Genomic DNA, 22,253 nt, shown 5'->3' with positions numbered 1-22,253 from the left:
GGTGCGGGGGCGGGACTAGTTTTTGACCTTCAGCGACATTAGCATTCGCTGCACGTTGGCGAAGTCAGCGCTTTCGTTCACGTACTGGGCGGCCTGGCCAAGGGTGTCAAAGGCCTTTGCCGGTGCCACCTTCTCATCTGGGGCGAAGGCCTTCAGGACCACCACATCTCCAAACGAGTAGTCGCCCTTGCCGGCCGGACCCCGCACCACGTTGCGCAGCCCGCATGCCTTCCCGTCCGTTCCGCCCACCAGGTTGGTGATGCCGTAGGAACCGAAGTAGCGGTAGCCCTGGATGACGCGGTAGACCATCCTCGGCGGAATGGTCCCGTCCCCGCCCTGCGCCGGAGTGTCGAACGGCACGCTGCTGATCACGGTGTACGAGCGCTGGTCCGCTTCAGGGCAGTCGGCGGACGACGGCGGGAGTCCCGTCCGCAGTGCGGCCATGAAGGTTCCGTCGGGCTTCTTGACCTCCACCTTCAGTCCGCCGGGCAGGACACCGTCCTCAGGGGCCACCGACTGGGCGATCCAGTCCGAGGGCAGGTCGAAGCTGACAGTTTTCGCGGGGTCGGTGAAGGTTTTCCAGGAGGCAGCCGTTGCCGCGCCCTGGGGTGCCGTGGATGTTGCGGACGCCGACGCCGGGATGCCGCCGGTTGCCGACGCCCCGTCCGTTGATGTCGACCCGGGCGATGCTGTTCCTGATGGTCCCTGCAGCGCAGTCCACCCCGGGCCGGCGGCCGGCGTTCCGGAGCATCCCGCGAGCAAAACCGCGGCGGCCACCAGGGATACGCCGGAAAGAAGGGTCGATGCCGCCTTGCCTGTCATGGGAGCCAGCCTAGCGGCGCCAGGTCCCCGGGACGGGCCGTCGGGGCGGGTGTTTCGCGCTCCCCCGGGACCGCCGCTGCGCCCGCCGGCATACTCTCCATGGCGCGGGCACCTGCCGGGCGTGTCGCCGTCGGACGCTGAGGCCCCCGGCCTGGGACTAGGGTGGAGGGTATGGCGGAAGAGCAGCACGGCGCAGCCGAAGACGATCCCACAGAGAACTCCGCCCTCAACATCTCCGCTGTGGACATCGCCGACTGGCGTTTGAGGACCTTTGCGCTCTACGACAACGTCCGCAGGATCTCCGCCGACAGCCCCTCGGAAGCACACTCGTACTGGCGGCACCAGCGCGACCTGATGTTCGCCACCCACCCCGCGTCTGCGCTGACCGCTGCGGACAAGGCCCGCTTTTCCGGGCTGAAGACCGCCGACTACGATCCCATCTACCGGTTCCACGTACCCCTGACGTACGAGGGCGCCGGCCGGGAGATGAGCGTGGACACGGGGACCGACGGTGTGGTCCACTTTGTCCGGCTGGGCACATTCGACCTGCCGGAAATGGGCCAGCTGGCGGTGTGGAAAATCCATGGGTACGGCGGCGGCATCTTTGTCCCGTTCCGCGACGCAACGGCTGGCCAGGCCGGTGGCAGCTACGGGGCCGGCCGCTACCTGCTGGACACCATTAAGGGCGCGTTCCACGGGGTCAGCGGCAGCGGGCAAGACGCCACTTTCGTCCTCGACTTCAACTTCGCCTACAACCCTTCCTGCGCCTACAACGAGGCATGGGCCTGCCCCCTGCCCGGTCCATCCAACCGGCTGGCCGTGGACATTCCCGTGGGTGAGCTCTACTGATGACGGCCGTACCCGGTAACGCGGCATGACTGAGGGCGCGTCCGCACCTGCCGTGCAGGAGACCGCCACCCGGCGCTTTCCAGCCACCCGGCATTACCGTGGGGTCCTCCGATTTCCGGTCATCCGCCAGCTGATCCGTTTCTCCGGTGTGGGCGTCATCTGCACCGCGGCCTCCCTGGGAATCTATGCGCTGCTGCGGCCCTGGCTCGGCGCCCAGCTGGCCAACGCAGTGGCGCTGATCCTCACGTCGCTGCTGAACACGGCCCTGAACCGGCGGCTGACCTTCAAGATCGCCGGCAACCAGCGCCGAACCCGCGACCACCTCAACGGGTTGGTGGTGATCGGCGTGGCACTGGTGATCACCGGCAGCAGCCTGGGCGTACTCCACTGGTTCAACCCTGAGGCCACCGTGGGGGACGAACTGGTGGCCACCACGCTGTCCGGCTTCCTGGCCACCGCCGTCCGCTTCAGCATGCTGCGGCACTGGATCTTCCGCCGCGCCCGGCACCGCTAAGGTTCCGCCCCGCCAAGGTTCCGCGCCGCCAGGTTGTGTCCGAAACGTCAGCGGCCGTGGCCTGCGCCGAGGTTTTTGACGGCGGCGACGGCGGCCTGCACGGCTGCCGCTGCTGCGTCCAGATCCTCCTGCGTCACGGCGGCGTCGAAACTGAACCGCACGGCTGTCTGGGCCACCTCGGCGGAAATCCCCAGTGCCGTGAGCACGGGCGACGGCGCGTCGGACCCCGCGGCGCAGGCCGAGCCACTGGAGCACACCACACCCCGGCGTTCGAGTTCCAGCAGAACGGACTCTCCGCTGGTGCCCGGAAAGCAGAACGAGGCCACGGAGGGCAGCCGATGGATTGGGTGGCCGGTCAGGACGGCGTCCGGCACTCCAGCGAGGACCTGGTGGATGAAACCGTCCCGCAGGGCGGCCACCCGGTCCTGCTGCTCCGCCTGTCCGTCCCTGGCCATGGTGAGGGCAGTGGCAAGGCCCACGGCACCGGCCACGTTTTCCGTTCCCGACCGGCGGCCACGTTCCTGGCCCCCGCCGTGGATGACAGGCTCCAGCCGGGTGCGGCTCCGCACGAACAGCAGGCCGCAGCCTTTGGGCGCACCGAGTTTGTGTCCGGAGATGCTCATGGCGTCCACGCCCAGCTCGCGGGTATCGAGCGGCAGCCAGCCGGCGGCCTGGACGGCGTCCGTATGGAACGGGATGCCCTGGGCGTGGGCCAGTTCCGCCAGGGCGGCGATGGGCTGGACCGTGCCCACCTCGTTATTGGCGTACATGATGCTCACCAGCGCGGTTTCCGGTCGCAGCACGCCGGCCAGGGCAGCGGGCGTGACCAGGCCCGCTGCGTCGACCGGGACCACGTCCACGGTGAAGCCGTGGAAGCGTTCGAGGTAACGCGCGGATTCCTCCACGGCGGGGTGTTCGACGGCGCTGATCACCACCCGGTCCAGCTGAGGGTTTGCAGCCTGCCGGGCCAGGGCGATGCCTTTCACCGCCAGGTTGTCCGCTTCCGTTCCTCCTGACGTGAACACAATCTCGCCCTGCCGGCAGCCGAGGGCCCCCGCCACCGCCGACCGTGCCCCGGCCAGCGCCGACGCAGCGGACTCGCCGAGGGTGTGGTGGCTGGAGGGGTTTCCGAATCCGCCGGTCAGGTAAGGCCACATGGCGTCGAGCACTTCGCGGCGGACCGGGGTGGTGGCGGCGGCGTCCAGGAAGATCATCGCATCCCTGCTACGCGGTCAGTTCGACGTCGAGGCCCAGGTCCAGGGCGGCCACGGTGTGCGTGAGCGCCCCCACGGAGACCACGTCCACGCCGGTGGCGGCAATGGCAGCGACGGTGTCAAGGTTCACGTTGCCGCTGGCCTCCACGCGGGCGCGGCCTGCAACGAGGGCCACGCCTGCCTGGAGTTCCGGCACCGTGAAGTTGTCCAGCATGATGGTGTCCACCCCGGCGGCCAGCACGGGTTCGATCTGGTCCATGCGGTCCACTTCCACTTCAAAATGGGTGGTGTGGCCCAGCTGCGCCTTTGCGGCCAGCAGGAGCGCGGTAAGTTTTGCCGGGTCCCCGCCGGTCATCACGGCCAGGTGGTTGTCCTTGGCCAGTACGGCGTCGGAGAGGCTGTACCGGTGGTTGGCGCCGCCGCCGCACCGCACCGCGAAGCGTTCCAGGATGCGCAGCCCGGGGGTGGTTTTGCGGGTGTCGGTGATGCGGGCACCGGTCTCCCCGGCCAGCCGCACGAATTCGGCGGTCTTCGTGGCGATGGCGGACATCCGCTGGACCAGATTGAGCGCCACGCGTTCGGCCATCAGCACCGAGCGGGCGGCGCCGCTGACCCGTGCGAGGTGGGTGCCGGCGTCGAACGTTTCACCGTCCGCCAGGAGCAGCTCCACCTGTGTGCCCGCGTCCACCAGCTGCATGGCGTCACGGAACACGGTGGCGCCGCTGAGGACGCCGGGGACGCGGGCGTTGAGGACCGCGGTGGCGCGGGCATGCGCAGGGATGAGCAGCTGCGAGGTGATGTCGCCGGCAGGTGCGTCCTCGGCGAAGGCCCGTTCCAAAATTTCCCTGACCGGAGCCGGGGGAAGGGTGAGGTCCAGAACCGGGCGCAGGGCCTGTGCCTGGTGGATCACGGCGGGTTCAGTCATGGAGCAGGCTCGCTTTCGGGCGAAGGGAAGGGAGATTGTCAGTTTCGGCCGGTTCGTCACTGCGGTAATGCGCCCCCAGTGATTCACCGCGTTTCAGGGCAGCGGCAACCAGCAGGTGCGCGGCCAACAGGAGGTTCCGGTCCTCGTGCGCCAGAGGGTCAGCGGAGGCATCAACGGCATCAGGACGGACGACGCCGGCCCACCGGTCAAGCGTGGCAGCTGCCCCAAGCAGCAACTCCCCGGAGCGCAGCACCCCGGCATGCGAGGTCATAAGGCGGCGAAGGGCGTCGCGGGAAAACGGCTCCCCCGCCCCTTCTCCCCTATCCACGCTGGTCGGCCAACTCTCGCCCGGTGCCCCTGAGCGGTCCGCCGCGCCTTCTAAAGCAGCAGGGACTGTGACGTGCGGTCGGGCGCCTGAAGGTGCCCCGGAAGCGTGCGTCAAGGGGAGGCCGCCCGCGCCCGAGGCAGCACGCGGAGGGGCGCCTTCTGGCGACCCCCAAGTGGGAGTACCGGAGAGGAAGGATTCAACAGCGCGGCGGCCAAAGACGAGCCCTTCGAGGAGGGAGTTGCTGGCCAGCCGGTTTGCCCCTTGGACGCCCGTGCACGCCACTTCGCCGGCGGCGTAGAGGCCGGGGACGGTGGTGCGGGCGGAAAGGTCGGTGCGTACCCCGCCCATCCAGTAGTGGGCGGCAGGGGCGACGGGGACCAGTTGGCGGGTCCAGTCGATGCCGGCGTCGAGGGTTTTGCGGGTGAGGGTGGGGAAGCGCTGTTGGAGGAAGCCTGCTCCCCTCTCCTGTTCAATGCCGCGGGCGTCGAGGTAGACGTGGCCGGTGGGGTCTCCGAGTTTGGCAAGGTGGAGGGCGATGCTGCGTGAGACGACGTCGCGGGGTGCCAGTTCGGCGTCGGGGTGGTAGGCCTTCATGAAGCGCCGGCCACCGGAGTCGAGCAGAACGGCCCCCTCGCCCCGGACGGCTTCGGAGATCAGCAGCGGCCCGTTCAGTCCGGTGGGGCGCGGCGTTGCGGAGCTGACCAGGCAGGTGGGATGGAACTGGAAGAATTCCAGGTCTGCCGTGGCTGCTCCGGCGCGGACGGCGAGCGCCAGCCCGTCGGCGGTGGCGACGGCCGGGTTGGTGGTTTGGGCGAACAGTTGGCCTGCTCCCCCTGTGGCGAGCAGGACGGCGTCCGCGTCGAGGCTGGCGTGCCGGCCGTCCCGGAGGTACTCGACTCCTGTCACGCGCCCTGCCCTGGCCACAAGCCCGGTGGCGTGGGCCTGGGTGAGGAGGGTGAGTTTTCCTTCGTCCTGTCGCGACAGGACGGCCTGGATGAGCGCGGCGGCGACGCGCGCGCCGGTGGCGTCCCCTCCTGCGTGCAGGATCCGCGGGGCGCTGTGGGCTGCTTCAAGTCCAAGGGCCGGGCCGCCGTCGTTCGTTGCGTCGCTGTGTTCCGTGTCGAAGGCGACCCCATAGCGCTGGAGGCCTGCGATATCCTGCCGTGCCTCCGCGCACATCAACCGGACCGCAGCCTCGTTGCAGTGGCCCGCACCCGCCCGGAGGGTGTCGGCGATGTGCGCCGCCACGGTGTCTCCTGGCGCGGGTTCGGCCAGCACGGCGGAGATGCCGCCCTGGGCGTACCAGGTGTTGCTGTGGTCCAGCGCGCCCTTGGTCAGGAGCACCACGTCCGTGCCGGCATCGGCAGCGAGCAGCGCCGCGTACAGCCCGGCAATGCCACTGCCGACGACGGCGAGGCGGCCTGTCATCACGGCCTCGCGGCGAGCATGCGCTCGAGCGCAGTCCTGGCGTTGGCCTGCACGGCATCGTCCACGGTGATGCGGTTAACGACGCGGCCGGCCACCAGTTCCTCAAGCACCCAGGCGAGGTAGCCGGGGTGGATGCGGTACATGGTGGAGCAGGGGCAGATGACCGGGTCCAGGCAGAAAATGGTGTGCTGCGGGTACTCGGCGGCGAGCCTGTTCACCATGTTGATCTCGGTGCCGATGGCGAAGGTCGTCGGCTCGGTGGCTGCCGCGATGGCCTTCTTGATGAAGTCCGTGGAGCCGGCGGCGTCCGCGGCGTCCACCACCTCCATGGGGCACTCGGGGTGCACGATGACCTGGACGCCCGGGAAGTCCGCCCGGGCCTTCTCGATCTGTGCCACGTTGAAGCGCTTGTGCACCGAGCAGAAGCCGTGCCAGAGGATGACGCGGGAGTCCAGGAGTTCCTGTTCGTCATTGCCGCCAAGGTCCTTGCGCGGGTTCCACATGGGCATCTGCTCCAGCGGGACGCCCATGGCCTTGGCGGTGTTGCGGCCCAGGTGCTGGTCCGGGAAGAACAGGACCCGCTGGGCCCGCTGGAAGGCCCACTCCAGGACGGTCTTTGCGTTCGAGGAGGTGCAGACGATGCCGCCGTGTTCGCCGCAGAACGCCTTCAGGGCTGCGGAGGAGTTCATGTAAGTGACAGGGATGACCGGGACACGGCCCTCGGCGTCGGGCTCGGTGCCGAAGATCTCCGCCAGCTGCTCCCAGCACTCTTCAACGGAGTCCGCGTCCGCCATGTCGGCCATGGAGCATCCGGCGGCCAGGTTGGGGAGGATGACGGCCTGCTCCGGGGTGGAGAGGATGTCCGCAGTCTCGGCCATGAAGTGGACGCCGCAGAAGATGATGGCCTCCGCCTCGGGGCGGGTGAGCGCCGCGTTGGCGAGCTGGAAGGAGTCGCCCACGAAGTCGGCGTACTGGACCACCTCGTCGCGCTGGTAGAAGTGGCCCAGGATGACGGCCCGGTCACCCAAGGTGGCCTTGGCGGCCTTGATCCGTTCCGCGAGCTCGGCGTCGCTGGCCAGCTTGTATTCCTCGGGCAGCTGGCCCTGGCGTGGCGTGGTGGCCGGTGCGCTGTCTGCGCTGGAGGCTCCCGGGCCGTAGGCGGGAACGCCTGCGAGCGCCTCGGCCAGGTCATAGTCCCAGGGGCCCTTGGCCAGCGCGGGGCTGCAGGTGCTGCGTTCGGCGGCTGCGCCCTTTTCGGCCTGCTCGCGCGTGATCAGCTGGATCGCCGTGTTGACGCTGCTCATGGTGTGCTCCTGTTGTCTGGGTCAAGGCCTGGCCGGCCGGTGTAGCGGTAGAGGCGTGGCGGGCGGTGTTTGCCGCCCTGGAGGTATTCGCCGGTTTCTTCGATTTCCGGGGTGGATTTGAGCTGGCGGCGGAAGTTGGCTGGATCCAGCTGGCGGTCCAGGACCGCTTCATAGACTTCGCGGACCTGGGCCAGCGTGAAGTACTCCCCCAGCAGGTGGTAGGCCACCGACCCGTAGGCCAGCTTGTTGCGCAGGCGCCACAGGGCGTAATCTACGATCGCGTTGTGGTCGAAGGCCAGGTCCCCCAGCCGGTCCGCACGGAACCACCTGACGTTTTCGGACTCGTCCGCGAGCGCTGCCTCCGTGGGCTGGACCAGGGCCCAGTAGACGATGGAGACCACGCGCTGGGTGGGTGAACGGTGCAGGCCACCGAAGGCGTAGAGCTGTTCGAGGTAGCGCGGCGCTAGTCCGGTGGTCTCCTGCAGGTTCCTTGCCGCCGCGTCCTGGAGGGATTCGTCGTGGCTGAGCGGGCCGCCCGGCAAGGCCCACAGCCCCCTGAAGGGTTCCCGGATGCGGCGCACCAGGGGAAGCCACAGGGTGGGACGGCCCGAGGTTTCGCTGGGCCGGAGCGCGAAGATCACCGTGGAGATGGCCAACGACGGCGGTGCAGCCTGCCGCTCGGAAACGTTCGCCGAACTGTAGTACATCCGCTTCACCGCCCTTCCGTCCCCATCGACCGCCCCGTGGACTCTTTTCCTAGTTATGGTCATCCTGACCAAAAGTAATTCTACGGCCAGACGCGATGGAAAGGGAAATGTTTCTGCACGTTTTGCTTGCCTCACCGGGGCCGGCGGGCGGCTGCCCCCTGGCCGGTGCCAATGGCGGCTGCCGCCTGGTTTCCGGGCCGCTCACCCGAGGCGGTAAATTCAATAAGTCCCACAAGGACCCCCGGACGCCACACGCCGGACCCGACCAGCCCCAGAAGGTGCATTCGCCCATGACGATGAAGTCTGCCCACACCCCCTCCACCACCGTGAAAAAGGCCACCGCCGGCCACAGCATGAAGCCGCGCCAGCTGACCATGATGGGGCTCGGCAGTGCCATCGGCGCAGGCTTGTTCCTGGGTTCGGGTGCCGGCGTCCAGGCAGCCGGGCCGGCAGTCCTGGTTTCCTACCTGGTGGCTGGAACGTTGATCATCCTGGTGATGTGGGCCCTGGGCGAGATGGCAGCCTCGAACCCCACCAGCGGAGCGTTTTCGGTCTACGCGGAACGGGCCCTGGGCCGCACGGCGGGCGCCACGATCGGGTGGCTGTGGTGGCTGCAGCTGGTGGTGGTGATCGCGGCAGAGGCACTGGGCGCCGCGGGGCTGCTGTTCTCCGTCTGGCCGGTGGTCCCGGTCTGGGCACTGGCACTGCTGTTCATGGTGGTGTTCACCGGCATCAACCTGGCCGGAGTACGGAACTTCGGCGAATTCGAGTTCTGGTTCGCCATCCTCAAAGTTGCCGTCATCATCCTGTTCCTCGCGGTCGGCACCGCCCTGCTCCTCGGCCTGCTGCCCGGCGTCGTCTCCCCGGGAACGGCAAACCTGACCGGCAACTTTGCGCCCCAGGGCCTGGGCGGCGTTGCCGCGGCACTGTTCGTGGTGATATTCGCGTTCGGCGGGACGGAAATCGTCTCGGTGGCCGCGGCAGAAACCGAGGACCCGGAACGCAGCGTGGGCAAAGCCATCCGGACAGTTGTATGGCGCATCCTGGTGTTCTACATCGGCTCCGTCTTCGTCATCGCCGCCGTCCTTCCCGCCACCTCCAAGAGCCTTGCCTCTCCCTTCGCCGGCGTCCTGGACGCTGCCAGAATCCCGGGTGCCTCAACCGCCATCACCCTGGTGGCCGTCGTCGCCCTCCTCTCGGCGCTGAACGCCAACCTCTACGGCGCCTCCCGCATGGTGTACTCGCTGGCCCAGCGCGGAGAGGCACCGCGGGTCCTGACCCGCCTCAACGGTGCCGGGGTGCCGCTCCTTGCCGTGACCGTATCGGTGGCCTTCGGCTTCATCGCCACGGTCCTGGAACTGCTGTTCCCGGAACGGATCCTGCCCGCCCTGTTCCAGCTGGTGGGATCCACCTGCCTGGTGGTCTGGGGCAGCGCCCTCGTATCCCAGCTGATCCTGCGGCGGCGCGCCGACCGGGACGGCCTCCCGCTCCCGCTGCGGATGAAGGGCTTCCCCGGACTGACCATCCTGGGCCTGGTCCTGCTGGGGCTCATCTTCGCCGTCGGCTTCAGTGCGGAGGCAAGCCGGGTCCAGCTCTTCAGCACCTTCACCCTGATCGCCGGCATCGCCCTGGCATGTGCCGCCGGCGCCCGCGTGACCGGCCGGAAGCGGGCCGCCAACAGGTAGAGTGGTGCGTACCTTCACGGAATACGCACCGACGCGCCGGGCCCGCCCAGGCGCCGTACCTGATTGGGGAACTGACACCATGAGCGGCAGGCACACCGGACAGCAGCATGCGCACACTGTGGAAGGCACTGACCCGCAGATGTACGTGGCAGTCCACGAACCCGCGGCTGACGCAGGCCTCCGGGCGGTCCTGCTGCTGCACGGCTTTTCCTCCTCGTCAAAGCTCAACTGGGAGGACACCGGCTGGGTCTCGGCCCTGCTCGACGCCGGCCGACGGGTGATCACGGTGGACCTGCCGGGCCACGGCCGCAGTGGGGCGCCCGAGGATATGGATTCCTACTCCCCCAGCAGGATCCGGGCGGACCTGCTGCAGGCAGCGTTCGACGCCGGCGTACGGCCTTTGCAGGACGGCGATCCTTCCAGCGGACTGGACGTGGTGGGCTATTCCTTGGGATCCCGGCTCGCCTGGGAATTCGCGGCAACCCAGCCGGAACTGGTGCACCGGCTGGTGTTGGGCGGACCCAACGATTCGGACCCGCTCGCCAATTTCGACCTCAGGGCCGCCCAGGACTACCTGGCGGACGGCACGCCGATCAGCGACGAATCCACCGCCCAGCTCCTCAAGATGGCGCTGCTGCTGCCCAGCAACAACATCTTTGCGCTGCTGTCCCTCGTGGAAGCCATCAAGGCCGAGCCCTATGACCCCGCCGAGGCAGTCCCCCACGTTCCGATGCTGCTGGTGGCGGGAGACAAGGACGAACGGGCCGGAACACTGCCCCGGCTGGCAGAGCTGGCCCGGGGGGCAGGGTCCATGGCCGAACAATTGATCCTGCCGGGCAGGAACCACACCAACGCCATCACCAGCAGGGCCTTCAAGCAGGCCGCCATTTCGTTCCTGGCTGCCTAGGGAGCCAGGCCTGCGGCGGAAGCCGGCAGCAGCACGGCCGGCGTTACGCTGGGGGCAGGCGGCAGCGCCGGGAGGGACTTATGGGTACGCGTTTTGAAGACCGCACGGAGGCCGGCCAGCGCCTCGCCGGGGCGCTTGCCCGGTTTCGGGAACAACCGGACACCCTGGTCCTGGGCCTGGCGCGGGGAGGCATCCCCGTCGCGGCGGCTGCAGCATCTGTGCTCCGCCTTCCCCTCGGCGCCGTTTTGGTCCGGAAGCTGGGGATACCCGGGCACGAAGAAACCGCTTTTGGGGCCCTGGCCCTGGCCCGCGGGCGCATCGTCCGGCTGATCAACAAACCCCTGCTGGAACGGGTGCTGCAGCACGGCGTGCGGCAGGACTTGATGGACGACGTTGAAGAGCGTGAGCGCGCCGAGCTGCTTCGCCGGGCGCAGCTGTACCCGGGAACCGGCATGGATGTGGCGGGCAAGACTGTTGTCCTCATGGATGACGGGCTGGCTACCGGAGCCACCATGCGCGCCGCCGTCGAGGCCATGCGTGCAGAAGGCGCCACTGCCGTGCTCGCCGCGGCTCCCGTTGGGTCCGTGGATGCCCAGGCTTCCCTTGAGCGGGTGTGCGACGCAGTGGTCTGCCTTCATCTCCCGGGCAAGTTCAGGGCGGTGGGGAGCTATTACCGGCATTTCGGACAGCTGGGCGACGATGAGGCGGTCAGGCTGCTCGAGCCCTGACCGCCCCGCACGTACGGCAGGCCCGGACCATGCGGTCCGGGCCTGCCGTCTCTGACGATGGGTCCGGTGGGGTCAGTGGTGGCTGCTGACGCCCAGTGGGCGCCCCCTGGTCTCCTTGGCCAGCACCACGCCCACGGCGGAGATGACGCAGAGGATCATGATGTAGATACCGATCGAACCGGTCCACTTGGTGGACTGCAGCAGCGATTCGGCGATGGTGGCCGCGAACGCGCCGCCCAGGATGGCACCAAAGGCGTACCCGATCGAGATACCGGAGTACCTGACGTTGGCGGGGAACATCTCGGCGTACATGGCCGACATGGGGCCGTAGGAGAGGCCCAGGCCGACGGTCAGCACGAACAGGGCGACGCCGTACAGCACGATGTCCTTGGTGTCGATCAGCGCGAACATGGGGATCATCCAGGCGAAGACGATGGCGTACCCGGTCAGGAAGGTTTTGACCCGGCCGATGCGGTCGGACAGCCAGCCGCCCACCAGGGTGAAGATCAGCCAGCCAAGCGACGCGAGCGTGGTGGCAAGCAGGATCTGCGGGGTGGGCATCTTCAGGGTCTTGGTGGCGTAGGAAATGAAGAACGCGATCAGCAGGTAACCCGCTGCGTTGTTGCCGATGAAGATCAGGGTGGAGTACAGGACGGGCAACTTGTGGCTCCGGACCAGCTCACCCAGGGGCGCCTTGCTTTCCTTCTTCCGCAGCGCCATCTCCTGGAACACCGGGCTCTCGGATACAGCGCGGCGAATGAGGTAGCCCACCACGATCAGGACGATGGAGAGCAGGAACGGCACGCGCCAGCCCCACGCCGCGAAGTCGTCTTTGGACATGCCGGTGTTCAGGAAGAACAGCAGGCCGGTGGCGAGGATCATGCCTACCGGCACACCGATCTGCGGGTAGGCGCCGAACAGGCCGCGCAGGTTGACCGGCGCATGCTCCACGGCCATGAGGGCGGCGCCGCCCCACTCGCCGCCGGCCGAGAAGCCCTGGATAACGCGCAGCAGGATGAGCAGCACAGGCGCCCACGCACCGATTTGGGCATAGGTGGGAAGCACGCCGATCAGGGCCGTGGCGGCGCCCATCATGACAAGGGTGAAGACCAGCATGGCTTTCCGGCCCAGGCGGTCACCCAGGTGTCCGGCGATAACGGCGCCGAGCGGGCGGAACAGGAAGCTGATGCCGATCAGGGCAAAAGAGAGGATTTGGGCCAGGCCCGGGTTGGACTCGTTCAGCGGAGCCAGGAACAGCGGTGACAGCAGCGTTGCCGTCAGCTGGGCAAAGATGAAGAAGTCATACCATTCGATAGTGGTGCCGACGAGGGTGCCGGCAAGAACCTTGCGCTCCTCCCGCCGGCTGCTGGGACCAGCGGGGGTATCCACCTTGGAAGGTGTGGTCATTGAAACTCCATTGTTTATAGGGCAGCAATGCCACCCGGGACGCCTTCAGAATTACCGACAGAACGGTCAGTTAGTTGGTAGGGTACTACGAATCTGTGATGCAAGACACGAACGTGGGGGATTTGCGCGACCACAGGGCCGCTGGACGTCAGTTCTATATTAGAACTGTCAGTTCGTATAGAGGACAATACCGTTTCCCGGATGCTGAGACAAGGGTCACGGCGTTGTCCGCCTTGCCGCCTAGGATGGACATCATGACTCCTCCAGCAGCCACAGCGCGCACCGGAGCGTCGCCCCAGGCTTCGCCGTCCCAAACCCTCTCGCGCGGCATCCGCGCCCTCGAGATCCTGGCTGCCGCCCCCGGCCCGCTGACCATCGCCGAGCTCGCCGATGCCATGGGTGTCCACCGGTCAGTGGCATACCGGATCCTGCGCACGCTGGAGGACCATTCCCTCCTGGTGCGTGACGATGCGGGACGGGTCCAGCCGGGGCCGGGGCTGGCGGTCCTGGCCCGGGGTGTGTCGCGGAACCTGCAAAGTGCAGCGCTTCCGGAGCTCACCCAACTGGCAAACTCCCTGGACATGACGGCGTTCGTGGCGGTGTGGGACCACCATGACTGCATCACGTTGGTCACGGTTGAACCCAGGCATTCGGGGGCCTCCGTGGCCCAGCGGCCCGGAACGCGCCACCCGATCAACGCCGGCGCGCCCGGCATCGCCATCCAGTCCGCCCTCACGGAAGCGGAATGGGACCGGCTGGAGACGGGCATCCCTTACCGGCCGGAGGCATCCGAAGCGCGCAGGAAGGGTTACTCGGCCAGCCACGACGAAGTCATCGCCGGGGTCTCGTCACTGGCGGCCCCGGTCCGGGTTCCCGGCGGCCGCCCGGCTGCGCTCGCCGTCGTCTACATCCGCTCCACCCAGGATCCGGAGGCTCTAGGGGCAGCCCTTGCCGAAAGCGCGGCCAGGATCGAGAGCCAGCTGGCGTAGCAGCGTACGGTTCGGCCTCCTGGTCAGGCCCTTCTGCGAAGCACGACGGCGGCTGCCGCACCGAGCAGCGACAGCGCCACCGCCGCGCAGAACGGGACAAGGAACGCGGCCTGGTACCCGTCCAGCTGCGCCAACTGTCCCCCAACAGAGGAACCAACAGCTGTTCCGGCCACGATGCCGCTGGCCAGCGCGGTCATGACAGTGCCCAGCCTTCCGGCCGGAGCCACCCTGCCGCCCACCGCGAAAACGGTAACCATGACCGGGCCCACAGGCAGTCCCAGGACCAGCAGGACCAGCGCCATCATCGGCAGTGAAGACGGCACCGGCAACAGGAGTGCCAGGGCTGCCATCAGGAGTGCACACAGCACCCAGCGCAGGGACAAACCGGCGCGCCGGGGCCAGTATGCCACCGATAATGCCGCGACCGCGGAGCTGAGGCCCATGACGGCATACAGCAGCCCGGCAATTTCCGTACCCGCCAGGCCTGCCGAGAAGGCGCTAAGCGCAGCCTGGGTGGACCCAAAAAATGTTCCCATGCAGACCATGGCAAAGACGGGCAGGGCCACCGCCCACGGCAGCCGGGCAGGGCTGCCGGCACCCTTGCCTCCGGGTTTTCTGGAACCGGCGGCAGGCACGGCCCGATGGGTGGGATGGAAGGCGAAGGCGGGTACCAGTGTGATGGTCATGGCCGCCGCGAGGGCCAACGGGAGCCAGGGCGACACGAGGCTGGCAAGGATTCCCACCAGCGCAGGCCCGAGGACGAACGTGACTTCATCCGCGGTGCTCTCATAGGACAGTGCCGTGTCCAGATCGCGGGCCGAGACAGACGTCGCCGCACTGCCTTCTGCGTTGGCGGTCAGGGCCATCCACCTGACCCGGGCCAAGGGACCTACTTGTGGACAGGTTGCACCCGAAGCGAAGGCAATGACCAGGACAGCAATCGAAAACGCTCCTGACGCCGCGGCCGCGCTGGCGATGAGGACAAGGGCCAGGACTGCCATGGTGTTGAGCAGCGCTGCCACCACGAGCACGGGCCGCTGGCCGCGCTTGTCGGCCAGCGATCCCAGTACCGGAGCTCCCAGCGCGGAGCCGATGCCCACCGCGCCCGCTGCGGTCCCGCCGGCGGCAAAAGACCCGCTCACGGAGGTGACCAGGGTCAGTGTGCCGACTGTCAGCATGGCGAGCGGGAGCCGCGCGAAGAGACCCAGCGGGATAAAGCTTCGGCCCGCGAGCTGTGGAAGGCGTGAAAAGCGCCCCGGCCCGCCCGGCGTGCCGGAAGGAACCTCGAGGATGGTGGTGTCGCGGCCAGCGGTGGCCGAAGCAGTGCCGGCGGGGGTGGTTGAAGGAGGGTTCTGTGGTGTCACTTCCGGGCTCGTTCAGTCGCTGCGCATCGTCCCTCCTCCCGATGCGCGCAACCCGGTAACGCGGTCAAGTATATCGGCCCGGGTCAGACGGCGGCATCCAGGCTTTCGGAGATCCTCAGCGTGGAGCCGTTGCGGCCTTTGAGTACTTGCAGCTGGGTGCCGATCCGCTGCTTCATCTCTGCGACGTGGCTCACCAGCCCCACTACCCTGCCGCCGTCGCGCAGCCCTTCCAGGGCGTCCATGACCTGCTCCAGCGATTGCTCGTCCAGGCTGCCAAAGCCCTCGTCGACGAACAGCGTCTCGATTTCCACTCCGCCGGCCTCCTGCTGGACTACGTCCGCCAGCCCCAATGCGAGCGAGAGTGAAGCCATGAAGGATTCTCCGCCGGACAAGGTTGAGGTGTCCCTGCGGAACCCCGTCCACTGGTCCACCACTTCCAGTCCCAGCCCTGACTTCGCACCCCGGGCCGCCTTTGCGTCGGTGTGCTGAAGCAGGTACCGCCCGTCACTCATGGCCACCAGGCGTTCGGACGCGGCGAGGGCCACCTGTTCCAGGCGGCCGGCCAGGACGTAGCTGTTCAGGCTCATGCGGTAGGTGTTCTCCCCGCGGCCGGCTGCGGCATCAGCCAGCCCGGCGAGCATTTGCGCCCGCTCCGCCGGCCCCCGGGACGAGCTGGCCAATGCGCCGTACTCAGCCGCGATGGACTGCAGCGATGCAAGGCAGCGGGCGGCCAGCCCTGCGGCCAGGTCCGCCTCCCGTGCCTTGTTCCGGGCAGCCGCCGCCCCTGCATGCAATCCAGCAAGCCGTTCTTCGTCCATCTGGAAGCCCTCCGCGGCTTCGGCCAGCGCCAGCACGATGTCTTCGGATTCGAACAACCCGGCCACGCGCGCGGCTTCGTCCTGTGCTGCGCGGATGGCCGCGTCCAGGGCCGCTGCCTCGCTGGAAGCCAGGAGTTGCCCGCGGACTTCGTCGGCGGTGGCGAAGCCGGCCTCCGGCAGCGCGCGTTCCAGGTGCCCGCGGGCTTCGTCCTCCTGCAGGCGGGCAGCGTCCAGGCGTGCCTGTGCTTCCACGGCCTTATCCAGGACCGCTACAGCGTCCTCGAGTGACCGCAGCCGGCGGTCCAGGCTCCGATGGTCGCCACGCAGTCCAGCGAGTCCCTTGTCCAGTGCCGCCGCCTGTCCGGCAAGGTCGGCAAGGGAGGCCGCGGTCCGGGACAGCTCTGCCTCCGCCTCTGAGACATTGCTACGGGCTTCGGCGATGGCGGCATCCAGGGTCTCCAGCCGTTGGCGCCGGCCCTGGAGCTCCCTGGCGGCCTGCTCGGCGTCGAGTGCTGCAGCATCCGCGCTGTCCGCGGCGGCGCGGGCATCATCTTCCGGGGTGTTCCCGCCCTGGCTCGCGAGGACCGCCACGGCCTGCCCGGCTTCGGCAAGTTCAGCGGCGACCAGGGCGTGTGCAGCTTCGGCAGCCTCATAGGCAGCGTGGGCTTCTTCTTCCTTCTGTGCCAGCCCCGGACCACCGGTGCCTTGGTCTGCGGGAGCGGGGTGCTGGCCGCTCCCGCAGACGGGGCAGGGATCGCCCGCAACCAGCTTGGCGGCCAGCTCAGCTGCGGCATTGGCCAGCCGGTCCTCCCTCAGGTCGAGCCAGTGGCGCTTGGCCTCCAGCAGGTTGTCCCGCGAGTCTTCATGGCGCACCTTGACGCGGTCCCGGACTGTGACTGCGGTCCTGTGGCGCTGGACCACGTCGAGCAATTCTGCGGCTGCGGCAGCTTCCTTGCGACGCAACGCGGCCTCGGCCGAGCGGGCCTCCAGGTGGTCCAGGCCATCCACCAGCTGTTCGCGTTCCGATGCCAGCTGCGTTGCCTGGAAGGCCAGCGCGTCCAGAGCCTGCTGAAGTTCTTCCTGCCTGCCGGAGAGCAGCCGGTGCCGGTTCCGGAGGTCCTGGAGCCTCTCTTCGTCCGGAATGCGTGCCTCGACGACGGCCAGGAGCGAGCGAAGGCGCCCCAGTTCCTCCGCAGGCCCGGGGGCGTTTCCTTCCAGGCTGAGCTGGGCCAGCTCACCCTCATCCCCGGCGGCCAGCCGGAGCAGCGTCATGGCAGACCCGGCGGCAGCTGCTGAGCTCCGCACCTTGGCCGCAGCAGCGTCCACAGCCTGAAGCTGGCCCTGAAGGACCTCGGCCTGCCGGTGCCGGGCCAGCGTGGCCAACAGTTCATCCTGGCGCGCAGCCCCTTCCTTGACTGCCCGCTGCCGGGCGGTGGCGGCGTGGAGTTTCCGGTGCCGCTCCTGCCGGCCGGCTTCGAGCTCCACCTCAGTGCGCCGCTCCCGGCTGGCGGCTTCAGCAGCGGCTGCGTGTTCGGTGAGGTCAGCCAGCCGCGCGGCAACAGACTCCTGCAGCCACTCAAGGCGCCGCGGGATGTCGCCGGGCGGCGGGGCAGAGTCGCATGGGAGCTCCAGGGGTGCCGCTTCGGTTTCTGCCCGCGAGACGAGGAGTTCGAGTTGCGCGGACAGGGCCGCAACGTCCTCCCTGGCAGCGGCGGCCTCCCGCGAGAGTTCCTGTTCCAGTGCTTCAAAACGCTGGGTGCCAAAGAGCTTCTGCAGCAGGTCCAGCCGGTCGGCAGCCTTGGACCGAAGGAAGGCAGCGAAATCACCCTGCGGCAGCATCACCACGCGCGTGAACTGTTCGCGGTCCATGCCCAGCAGGGCCATGATTTCGGCACCCGCCTCGTCATTGCGGGCAGACTTCTCCACCCAGGATCCGCCCACGCGCTCCCGCAGCAACGTTTTGGCCTGCTGGAGGGTGAAGCCTTTCTTCCCCCTTGCACTGGGCTTCTCCCAGGCCGGGGAGCGCGTCACCTCGAAGCGGCGGCCCTGCGCCGAGAACTCGCATATCACGGCCGGCTCCTGCCCCGGGTCCGCGTGGTCGCTGCGCAGCCGCTTGCCGTCCTGCCTTGCTCCGGGAACAGAGCCGTACAGGGCGAAGCAGATGGCATCCAGCACGCTGGTTTTGCCGGCACCGGTGGGTCCATTCAGCAGGAACAGGCCATGGGCGCTGAGGCGGTCAAAGTCGATGTCCTCGCTTCCGGCGAAGGGCCCGAAGCCGGAGATCCGCAGATGGTGGATCCTCACCGTGATCCCTCCAGGAGCCTGACGTTTTCCAGCGCTGCAGCGAGCGCAGTCTTTTCCGCCGGGTCCGCATCCCGTCCCCGGACGTGTTCCAGGAAGCCGCAGCAGACGGCAAGGTCGTCCGGAGCGCCCGCAAGCCTCCTGCTGTAGCTGGACTGCGTGGTGGCGGGCACGCCCTGGGGATCGAATGCGAGTACAAGGGTATCCGGGAACCTGGTCCGGAGCCGTTCCATGGCCCGCGCAGGACGCTGCGCGTCCGTAAGAGTGATGTGGCAATAGGCAGCTTCAGCCCAGGCGTGACCGGGGTCAGCCAGGAGGTCCTCCAGGGAGCCGCGAAGAACGGCCAGGGTACGCGGGGCCTCCCAGAGGACCTCACTGACCGAAGTGACTCCCTCCGGACCGATGTCCACAACCCAGGCGCCCTTCCGGTGGGCGGACTCGGAAAAGGAATAGGCCAGTGGTGATCCCGAGTACCTCACGGACTCCGACAACTGCTGCCGCCCGTGCAGGTGGCCCAGCGCCGTGTAGCTGAAGCCATCGAACAGATCCAGCGGCACGGCCCCCACACCGCCGATACTCAGGTCCCGCTCGCTGTCCGAACTGATGCCTCCGCTGGCAAAGGTGTGCGCCAGGACCACGGAGTGGACGGCTGCGGACCCCGCCCGCCGCGCAATGTCCTCCCGGATCAGGCCGGTGGCCGCACGGGTGACCTCAAAATGGCTGGCTGATTCCGTCCCCAGCTGTTCAGCCACGAGCCTCGGCTCCAGCCACGGAATACCGTAAAGCGCCAGCACGGCGTCCGTTCCGTCGGAGTCAGTTCCGAGCGGCAGCAGAAGCGGTTTGTCCAGGTCCTCGAGCCGGGTGCGCAGGTGCACTCCCCCGCGCTCCAGCAACCGGGACGCAAATCCGAGCCTGATGGCGGAGTCGTGGTTTCCGCTGGTGAGGACCACTTTTGCCCCCGCAGCAGTGAGCCTGACAAGCGCGTCATCAAGGAGGTGGACAACGTCCACGCCGGGCAGCGCACGGTCATAGACGTCACCGGCGATCAGGACAACGTCGATGCCGTCCCGCTCAACCGCTGCCACCAGCTGGTCAATGAAAGCACGCTGGGCGTCCAGCATGCCGACGCCGTGGAAGGAACGGCCCAGGTGCCAGTCGGAGGTGTGAAGTAACCGCATATCCCTAAGCTATCGGCAGGCACTGACACTGCGGAAAACGGCCGCGGCCTGGGCCGTCAGGATCGTTTGCGGTCGAAGAATTCCTGGGCCTCGCTGACGCCGCGGGACTTCTCCTGCTTGGCTGCCACAACCGGCACAACCCCGTCCGGACCGGCAGCAACCGCGCCACTGCCGTCCATTTCCCTGGTGACGTGGCCGTTGGCGCCGTCCGCCACCCCGCCGTCAGCGTCAATGTCATCCCCGGCCGCTTCGTCGCTGGTGGATTCTTCCCCGTCGGACGCCTGGCCCGTGACGGGCGCAGGGGATTCAGCCACGGCTGGAATCCTGAACACCAGCCCCGCAATGGCTCCGCCGGCCAGCGGCGCCACCAGGAAAACCCACAGCTGCTCCACGGCCCAGCCGGAGCTGAAGATGGCGGAGGCCACGGCCCGGGCGGGGTTGAACGGCAGGTTCCCCACCGACTGGCCCACCTGCAGCAGCGCCGCGAAGGACAGGCCGACCGCCACGGGCGCCACAGTACGGCTGTCACCTCCGCGGCCACCGGCGCCCAGGAAGACTGCCACGATGATCGCGGCCCCCAGCAGTTCCAGCAGAACGACGGCGGCAACGGGCGCCTGGATGAGGGAATGCTCCCCAAATCCCGCGGCCACGGTATCAAAGGCAGTGCGGCTGTCCGTGATGCCGGGCAGGGTGCGCAGGATCCCGAACAGGGCAAGGGCCCCCACCAGCGCACCCACCACCTGGGCGGCGGCGTATGCTGCCGCTGCGCCTGCGCGGATCCGTCCGGCCAGGAGGTGCCCGAGGGTGATGGCCGGATTGAAGTGGCCACCGGAAATGTGCCCGAAGGCGAGCATTGCCGCGGTGATGGCCAGCCCCGCAGCGAGGGCCGCGGGAACAGGGCTGGACTGCGGAATGCTGAACAGCGGCACGCCCAATCCGGCAACCGCCAGGAAAAGGCTGCCGAAGGCCTCGGCCACGAGTCGGGGCATGAGGGCGGGGGCAGGAGCTGTGCCGCCGGGCTGCAGTGTGTCGCGTTCGGAGACAGGGGTGCTCATGTTCAAACCTTTACATGTGGGAAGCAGGTGGCCGCCGGTATACCGGCCAGGGCAACCCGGACAGTATCCCAGCCCAGGCTGTGCGTTTGCTGGAGGGCACCCGGCCACCGCTCCTCCCCGTCCAAGCGAGGCCCCGCGCGGCTGCTGTGCGCCGGACGGTAAATTTACCCCATGAGCATTGACCACGGCATACCTGCGCCCGCCCTCAAATCCCGGATTCACGGCTGCCTGCTGGGCGGCGCGCTGGGAGATGCACTGGGTTACGCCGTGGAGTTCGACTCAATCGACGACATCCGCCAGCGTTTCGGGCCTCAGGGCCTGACCGGACTTGAACAGCTTTCCGGCCCGCGCCACTTTTCGGACGATACGCAGCTGACCCTCTACACGGTCGACGGACTGGTGGAGGCACTGGAGTGGGCCAACGCTGGAGTGGGGGCGGACGTCAACGCCTGCCTTTGGCTGGCCTACCTGCGGTGGCTGGCAACCCAGGGTGAAGACGCCGGGGCCTCAGCGCCCGTACCCCAGCCACGCTGGATCGACGGAAACGAGGTCCTCCGGCAGCGGCGGCATCCGGAAAAGGACTGCATCAGCGGGCTGGCCACCGGCGAAATGGGAACATCCGCGCGTCCCGTCAACCCCGCGGCAAAAGGCCCCGGGACAGTGATGCGCTCCGCACCGTTCGGGCTGGTTCCACACATCGCGCCCGACGCCGTCTACAAGCTGAGTGCCGATGCCGCCGCGCTGACCCACGGGCATCCGGCCGCGCACCAAAGTGCCGGGATCTTCAGCCTGCTGATCCACCGGTTGGTCTCCGGCGACGGACTGCGGGACGCCGCCGCCGCGGTCTGCGCGCACGCCGCGGCCCTTCCGGCCGTGGCCCCCGAGCTGCCCGGACGGCTGGGGGCCGCCCTCAGCCTCGCGGAGAAGGGCGTTGTTGCCCCAGGGGAACTGGTCCAGGTGCTGGGCGGAGGCTGGTTGGCGGAGGAGGCTCTCGCCGTCGCCCTCTATGCCGTCCTTGCCACTCTTCCCGCCGACGATGCCGGGACCCGGCCGGAATGGCATTTCCGGAACGCCCTGGCGGCGGCGGTGAACCACAGCGGCGGCAGCGACACGGCGGCCTCCCTGGCAGGAAACATTCTTGGCGCCCTGTACGGGGAGGACTGCCTGCCCGCGCCGTGGCTCGATGTGCTGGAAGCACCGGAGGTGATCCGCGGCATGGCGGATCAATTGGTAAAGGTTACGACCGGCGAAGGCTGATGTTGTTGCAGGCCTCGCAGACGTCCTCGGGGATCACCCCGCGGCGCTGCAGGAACCCGAAAATCGTGCAGCCGAGGCAGAACCCGGCGAAAGCCTCCAGCGACGCCGCGATGACCAGGACGCCCAGGAGCGCCCAGGCCGCCGGAGCCGCACCGGCAGTGAACAGGAGAAGGGCTGCCGTGGAGACCGCAGCGCCGATGCCCTGGGCGAAGCGCTTGGGCGGACCGGCCACCAGCTTGGCCTTCCCCAGCCGCGGCGTGATCACTTTGACCGAGAGCAGGGCCAGGGGCGAGATACGCGGGCCGAAGAGGAGCCGCAGCCAGAACCCGGCGGCGATGGCCAGCAGTCCCCACCCTGAACCTGCAATGGCGGTGACGACGGCGAGCAGCACCACGAGCGCTGCGGTGACGCGGGCAGCGTATTCATTGACGGGATTGGGGAACGCGAAAACGGAGGACATGACGCAAGGCTAG

19 protein-coding genes are annotated in these 22,253 nt (G+C 68.3%); 7 read left to right on the top strand and 12 right to left on the bottom strand.

The window, feature by feature from the left end; translation table 11 throughout:
• Window positions 1-15 precede the first annotated feature (15 nt).
• On the bottom strand, window positions 16-822 hold the full coding sequence (locus J2X98_RS12990) for a hypothetical protein (protein WP_307308746.1): 807 nt from the start codon (window positions 820-822) through the stop codon (window positions 16-18).
• 171 nt (window positions 823-993) lie between these two features.
• On the opposite strand from J2X98_RS12990, the gene J2X98_RS12985 reads away from it, so the two are divergent.
• Complete coding sequence (locus J2X98_RS12985; RefSeq protein WP_307308744.1) at window positions 994-1,671, top strand: DUF1684 domain-containing protein; 678 nt, start codon at window positions 994-996, stop codon at window positions 1,669-1,671.
• Between the two features lie 25 nt (window positions 1,672-1,696).
• On the top strand, window positions 1,697-2,185 hold the full coding sequence (locus tag J2X98_RS12980; RefSeq protein ID WP_307308742.1) for a GtrA family protein: 489 nt from the start codon (window positions 1,697-1,699) through the stop codon (window positions 2,183-2,185).
• Between the two features lie 47 nt (window positions 2,186-2,232).
• Here J2X98_RS12980 and J2X98_RS12975 read toward each other — a convergent pair whose 3' ends face one another.
• The 5 genes from J2X98_RS12975 to J2X98_RS12955 are packed head-to-tail and all read right to left on the bottom strand — an operon-like array spanning window position 2,233 to window position 8,091.
• Window positions 2,233-3,399 carry a cysteine desulfurase family protein gene (locus tag J2X98_RS12975; RefSeq protein ID WP_307308740.1) on the bottom strand — a complete coding sequence of 389 codons (1,167 nt, stop codon included), beginning with the start codon at window positions 3,397-3,399 and terminating at the stop codon, window positions 2,233-2,235.
• Window positions 3,400-3,409: 10 nt separating this feature from the next.
• Window positions 3,410-4,324, bottom strand: coding sequence for a carboxylating nicotinate-nucleotide diphosphorylase (gene nadC / locus J2X98_RS12970; protein WP_307308739.1), 915 nt, complete (start codon window positions 4,322-4,324; stop codon window positions 3,410-3,412).
• Window positions 4,317-6,080, bottom strand: a complete 1,764-nt coding sequence (gene nadB, locus J2X98_RS12965) for an L-aspartate oxidase (protein ID WP_307308737.1) — start codon at window positions 6,078-6,080, stop codon at window positions 4,317-4,319. The genes nadC and nadB overlap by 8 nt, the downstream gene beginning before the upstream one ends.
• Window positions 6,080-7,384, bottom strand: a complete 1,305-nt coding sequence (gene nadA, locus J2X98_RS12960) for a quinolinate synthase NadA (RefSeq protein WP_307308735.1) — start codon at window positions 7,382-7,384, stop codon at window positions 6,080-6,082. Before nadA ends, nadB begins: the two co-directional genes overlap by 1 nt.
• A complete protein-coding gene (locus J2X98_RS12955) occupies window positions 7,381-8,091 on the bottom strand; it encodes an NUDIX hydrolase (RefSeq protein ID WP_141946402.1) in 711 nt (236 codons plus the stop codon). Before J2X98_RS12955 ends, nadA begins: the two co-directional genes overlap by 4 nt.
• Before the next feature lie 290 nt (window positions 8,092-8,381).
• On the opposite strand from J2X98_RS12955, the gene J2X98_RS12950 reads away from it, so the two are divergent.
• From J2X98_RS12950 to J2X98_RS12940, 3 genes are all read left to right on the top strand, one after another.
• On the top strand, window positions 8,382-9,776 hold the full coding sequence (locus tag J2X98_RS12950) for an amino acid permease (protein WP_307308731.1): 1,395 nt from the start codon (window positions 8,382-8,384) through the stop codon (window positions 9,774-9,776).
• A gap of 79 nt (window positions 9,777-9,855) precedes the next feature.
• A complete protein-coding gene (locus J2X98_RS12945) occupies window positions 9,856-10,683 on the top strand; it encodes an alpha/beta fold hydrolase (protein WP_307308728.1) in 828 nt (275 codons plus the stop codon).
• Window positions 10,684-10,763: 80 nt separating this feature from the next.
• Window positions 10,764-11,411 (top strand): phosphoribosyltransferase, encoded by a 648-nt coding sequence (locus J2X98_RS12940; protein WP_307308724.1) that lies wholly within the window; start codon window positions 10,764-10,766, stop codon window positions 11,409-11,411.
• A gap of 72 nt (window positions 11,412-11,483) precedes the next feature.
• On the opposite strand, the gene J2X98_RS12935 is transcribed toward J2X98_RS12940, so the two are convergent.
• Entirely contained in the window at window positions 11,484-12,818 is a 1,335-nt protein-coding gene (locus tag J2X98_RS12935) for an MFS transporter (protein WP_307308721.1), read from the bottom strand.
• Between the two features lie 254 nt (window positions 12,819-13,072).
• Here J2X98_RS12935 and J2X98_RS12930 point away from each other — a divergent pair, with 254 nt between their 5' ends.
• Window positions 13,073-13,807: an IclR family transcriptional regulator gene (locus J2X98_RS12930; protein WP_141942020.1), complete on the top strand. Its 735-nt coding sequence runs from the start codon at window positions 13,073-13,075 to the stop codon at window positions 13,805-13,807.
• A 23-nt stretch (window positions 13,808-13,830) separates the two neighbouring features.
• Here J2X98_RS12930 and J2X98_RS12925 read toward each other — a convergent pair whose 3' ends face one another.
• From J2X98_RS12925 to J2X98_RS12910, 4 genes are all read right to left on the bottom strand, one after another.
• Window positions 13,831-15,171: an MFS transporter gene (locus J2X98_RS12925; protein ID WP_373460884.1), complete on the bottom strand. Its 1,341-nt coding sequence runs from the start codon at window positions 15,169-15,171 to the stop codon at window positions 13,831-13,833.
• Between the two features lie 83 nt (window positions 15,172-15,254).
• Window positions 15,255-18,293: an AAA family ATPase gene (locus J2X98_RS12920; protein ID WP_307308716.1), complete on the bottom strand. Its 3,039-nt coding sequence runs from the start codon at window positions 18,291-18,293 to the stop codon at window positions 15,255-15,257.
• Window positions 18,290-19,468 carry an exonuclease SbcCD subunit D gene (locus J2X98_RS12915; RefSeq protein ID WP_307308713.1) on the bottom strand — a complete coding sequence of 393 codons (1,179 nt, stop codon included), beginning with the start codon at window positions 19,466-19,468 and terminating at the stop codon, window positions 18,290-18,292. Before J2X98_RS12915 ends, J2X98_RS12920 begins: the two co-directional genes overlap by 4 nt.
• A gap of 56 nt (window positions 19,469-19,524) precedes the next feature.
• Window positions 19,525-20,523, bottom strand: coding sequence for an MIP/aquaporin family protein (locus J2X98_RS12910; protein WP_307308711.1), 999 nt, complete (start codon window positions 20,521-20,523; stop codon window positions 19,525-19,527).
• A 171-nt stretch (window positions 20,524-20,694) separates the two neighbouring features.
• Here J2X98_RS12910 and J2X98_RS12905 point away from each other — a divergent pair, with 171 nt between their 5' ends.
• Complete coding sequence (locus J2X98_RS12905) at window positions 20,695-21,780, top strand: ADP-ribosylglycohydrolase family protein (protein WP_307308709.1); 1,086 nt, start codon at window positions 20,695-20,697, stop codon at window positions 21,778-21,780.
• Here the strand turns inward: J2X98_RS12905 and J2X98_RS12900 are convergent.
• On the bottom strand, window positions 21,761-22,240 hold the full coding sequence (locus J2X98_RS12900; protein WP_141942030.1) for a DUF4395 domain-containing protein: 480 nt from the start codon (window positions 22,238-22,240) through the stop codon (window positions 21,761-21,763). The genes J2X98_RS12905 and J2X98_RS12900 overlap by 20 nt on opposite strands.
• Window positions 22,241-22,253 lie beyond the last annotated feature (13 nt).

The organism is Pseudarthrobacter enclensis (assembly GCF_030811655.1).
GTDB classification, from domain to species: Bacteria; Actinomycetota; Actinomycetes; order Actinomycetales; family Micrococcaceae; genus Arthrobacter; species Arthrobacter enclensis_A.
Note: the sequence above shows the minus strand (reverse complement) of the source record. Positions and strands in the feature narration are given on the sequence as shown.

Excerpts from the sequence above, each read along its gene's own strand:
- J2X98_RS12945 (WP_307308728.1), top strand. The coding sequence starts at position 9,856 with ATGAGCGGCAGGCACACCGGACAGCAGCATGCGCACACTGTGGAAGGC.
- nadB (WP_307308737.1), bottom strand. The coding sequence starts at position 6,080 with ATGACAGGCCGCCTCGCCGTCGTCGGCAGTGGCATTGCCGGGCTGTAC.
- J2X98_RS12950 (WP_307308731.1), top strand. The coding sequence starts at position 8,382 with ATGACGATGAAGTCTGCCCACACCCCCTCCACCACCGTGAAAAAGGCC.
- J2X98_RS12915 (WP_307308713.1), bottom strand. The coding sequence starts at position 19,468 with ATGCGGTTACTTCACACCTCCGACTGGCACCTGGGCCGTTCCTTCCAC.
- J2X98_RS12980 (WP_307308742.1), top strand. The coding sequence starts at position 1,697 with ATGACTGAGGGCGCGTCCGCACCTGCCGTGCAGGAGACCGCCACCCGG.
- J2X98_RS12900 (WP_141942030.1), bottom strand. The coding sequence starts at position 22,240 with ATGTCCTCCGTTTTCGCGTTCCCCAATCCCGTCAATGAATACGCTGCC.
- J2X98_RS12985 (WP_307308744.1), top strand. The coding sequence starts at position 994 with ATGGCGGAAGAGCAGCACGGCGCAGCCGAAGACGATCCCACAGAGAAC.
- nadA (WP_307308735.1), bottom strand. The coding sequence starts at position 7,384 with ATGAGCAGCGTCAACACGGCGATCCAGCTGATCACGCGCGAGCAGGCC.
- J2X98_RS12975 (WP_307308740.1), bottom strand. The coding sequence starts at position 3,399 with ATGATCTTCCTGGACGCCGCCGCCACCACCCCGGTCCGCCGCGAAGTG.
- J2X98_RS12930 (WP_141942020.1), top strand. The coding sequence starts at position 13,073 with ATGACTCCTCCAGCAGCCACAGCGCGCACCGGAGCGTCGCCCCAGGCT.
- J2X98_RS12940 (WP_307308724.1), top strand. The coding sequence starts at position 10,764 with ATGGGTACGCGTTTTGAAGACCGCACGGAGGCCGGCCAGCGCCTCGCC.
- J2X98_RS12910 (WP_307308711.1), bottom strand. The coding sequence starts at position 20,523 with ATGAGCACCCCTGTCTCCGAACGCGACACACTGCAGCCCGGCGGCACA.
- J2X98_RS12955 (WP_141946402.1), bottom strand. The coding sequence starts at position 8,091 with ATGTACTACAGTTCGGCGAACGTTTCCGAGCGGCAGGCTGCACCGCCG.
- nadC (WP_307308739.1), bottom strand. The coding sequence starts at position 4,324 with ATGACTGAACCCGCCGTGATCCACCAGGCACAGGCCCTGCGCCCGGTT.
- J2X98_RS12990 (WP_307308746.1), bottom strand. The coding sequence starts at position 822 with ATGACAGGCAAGGCGGCATCGACCCTTCTTTCCGGCGTATCCCTGGTG.
- J2X98_RS12935 (WP_307308721.1), bottom strand. The coding sequence starts at position 12,818 with ATGACCACACCTTCCAAGGTGGATACCCCCGCTGGTCCCAGCAGCCGG.
- J2X98_RS12905 (WP_307308709.1), top strand. The coding sequence starts at position 20,695 with ATGAGCATTGACCACGGCATACCTGCGCCCGCCCTCAAATCCCGGATT.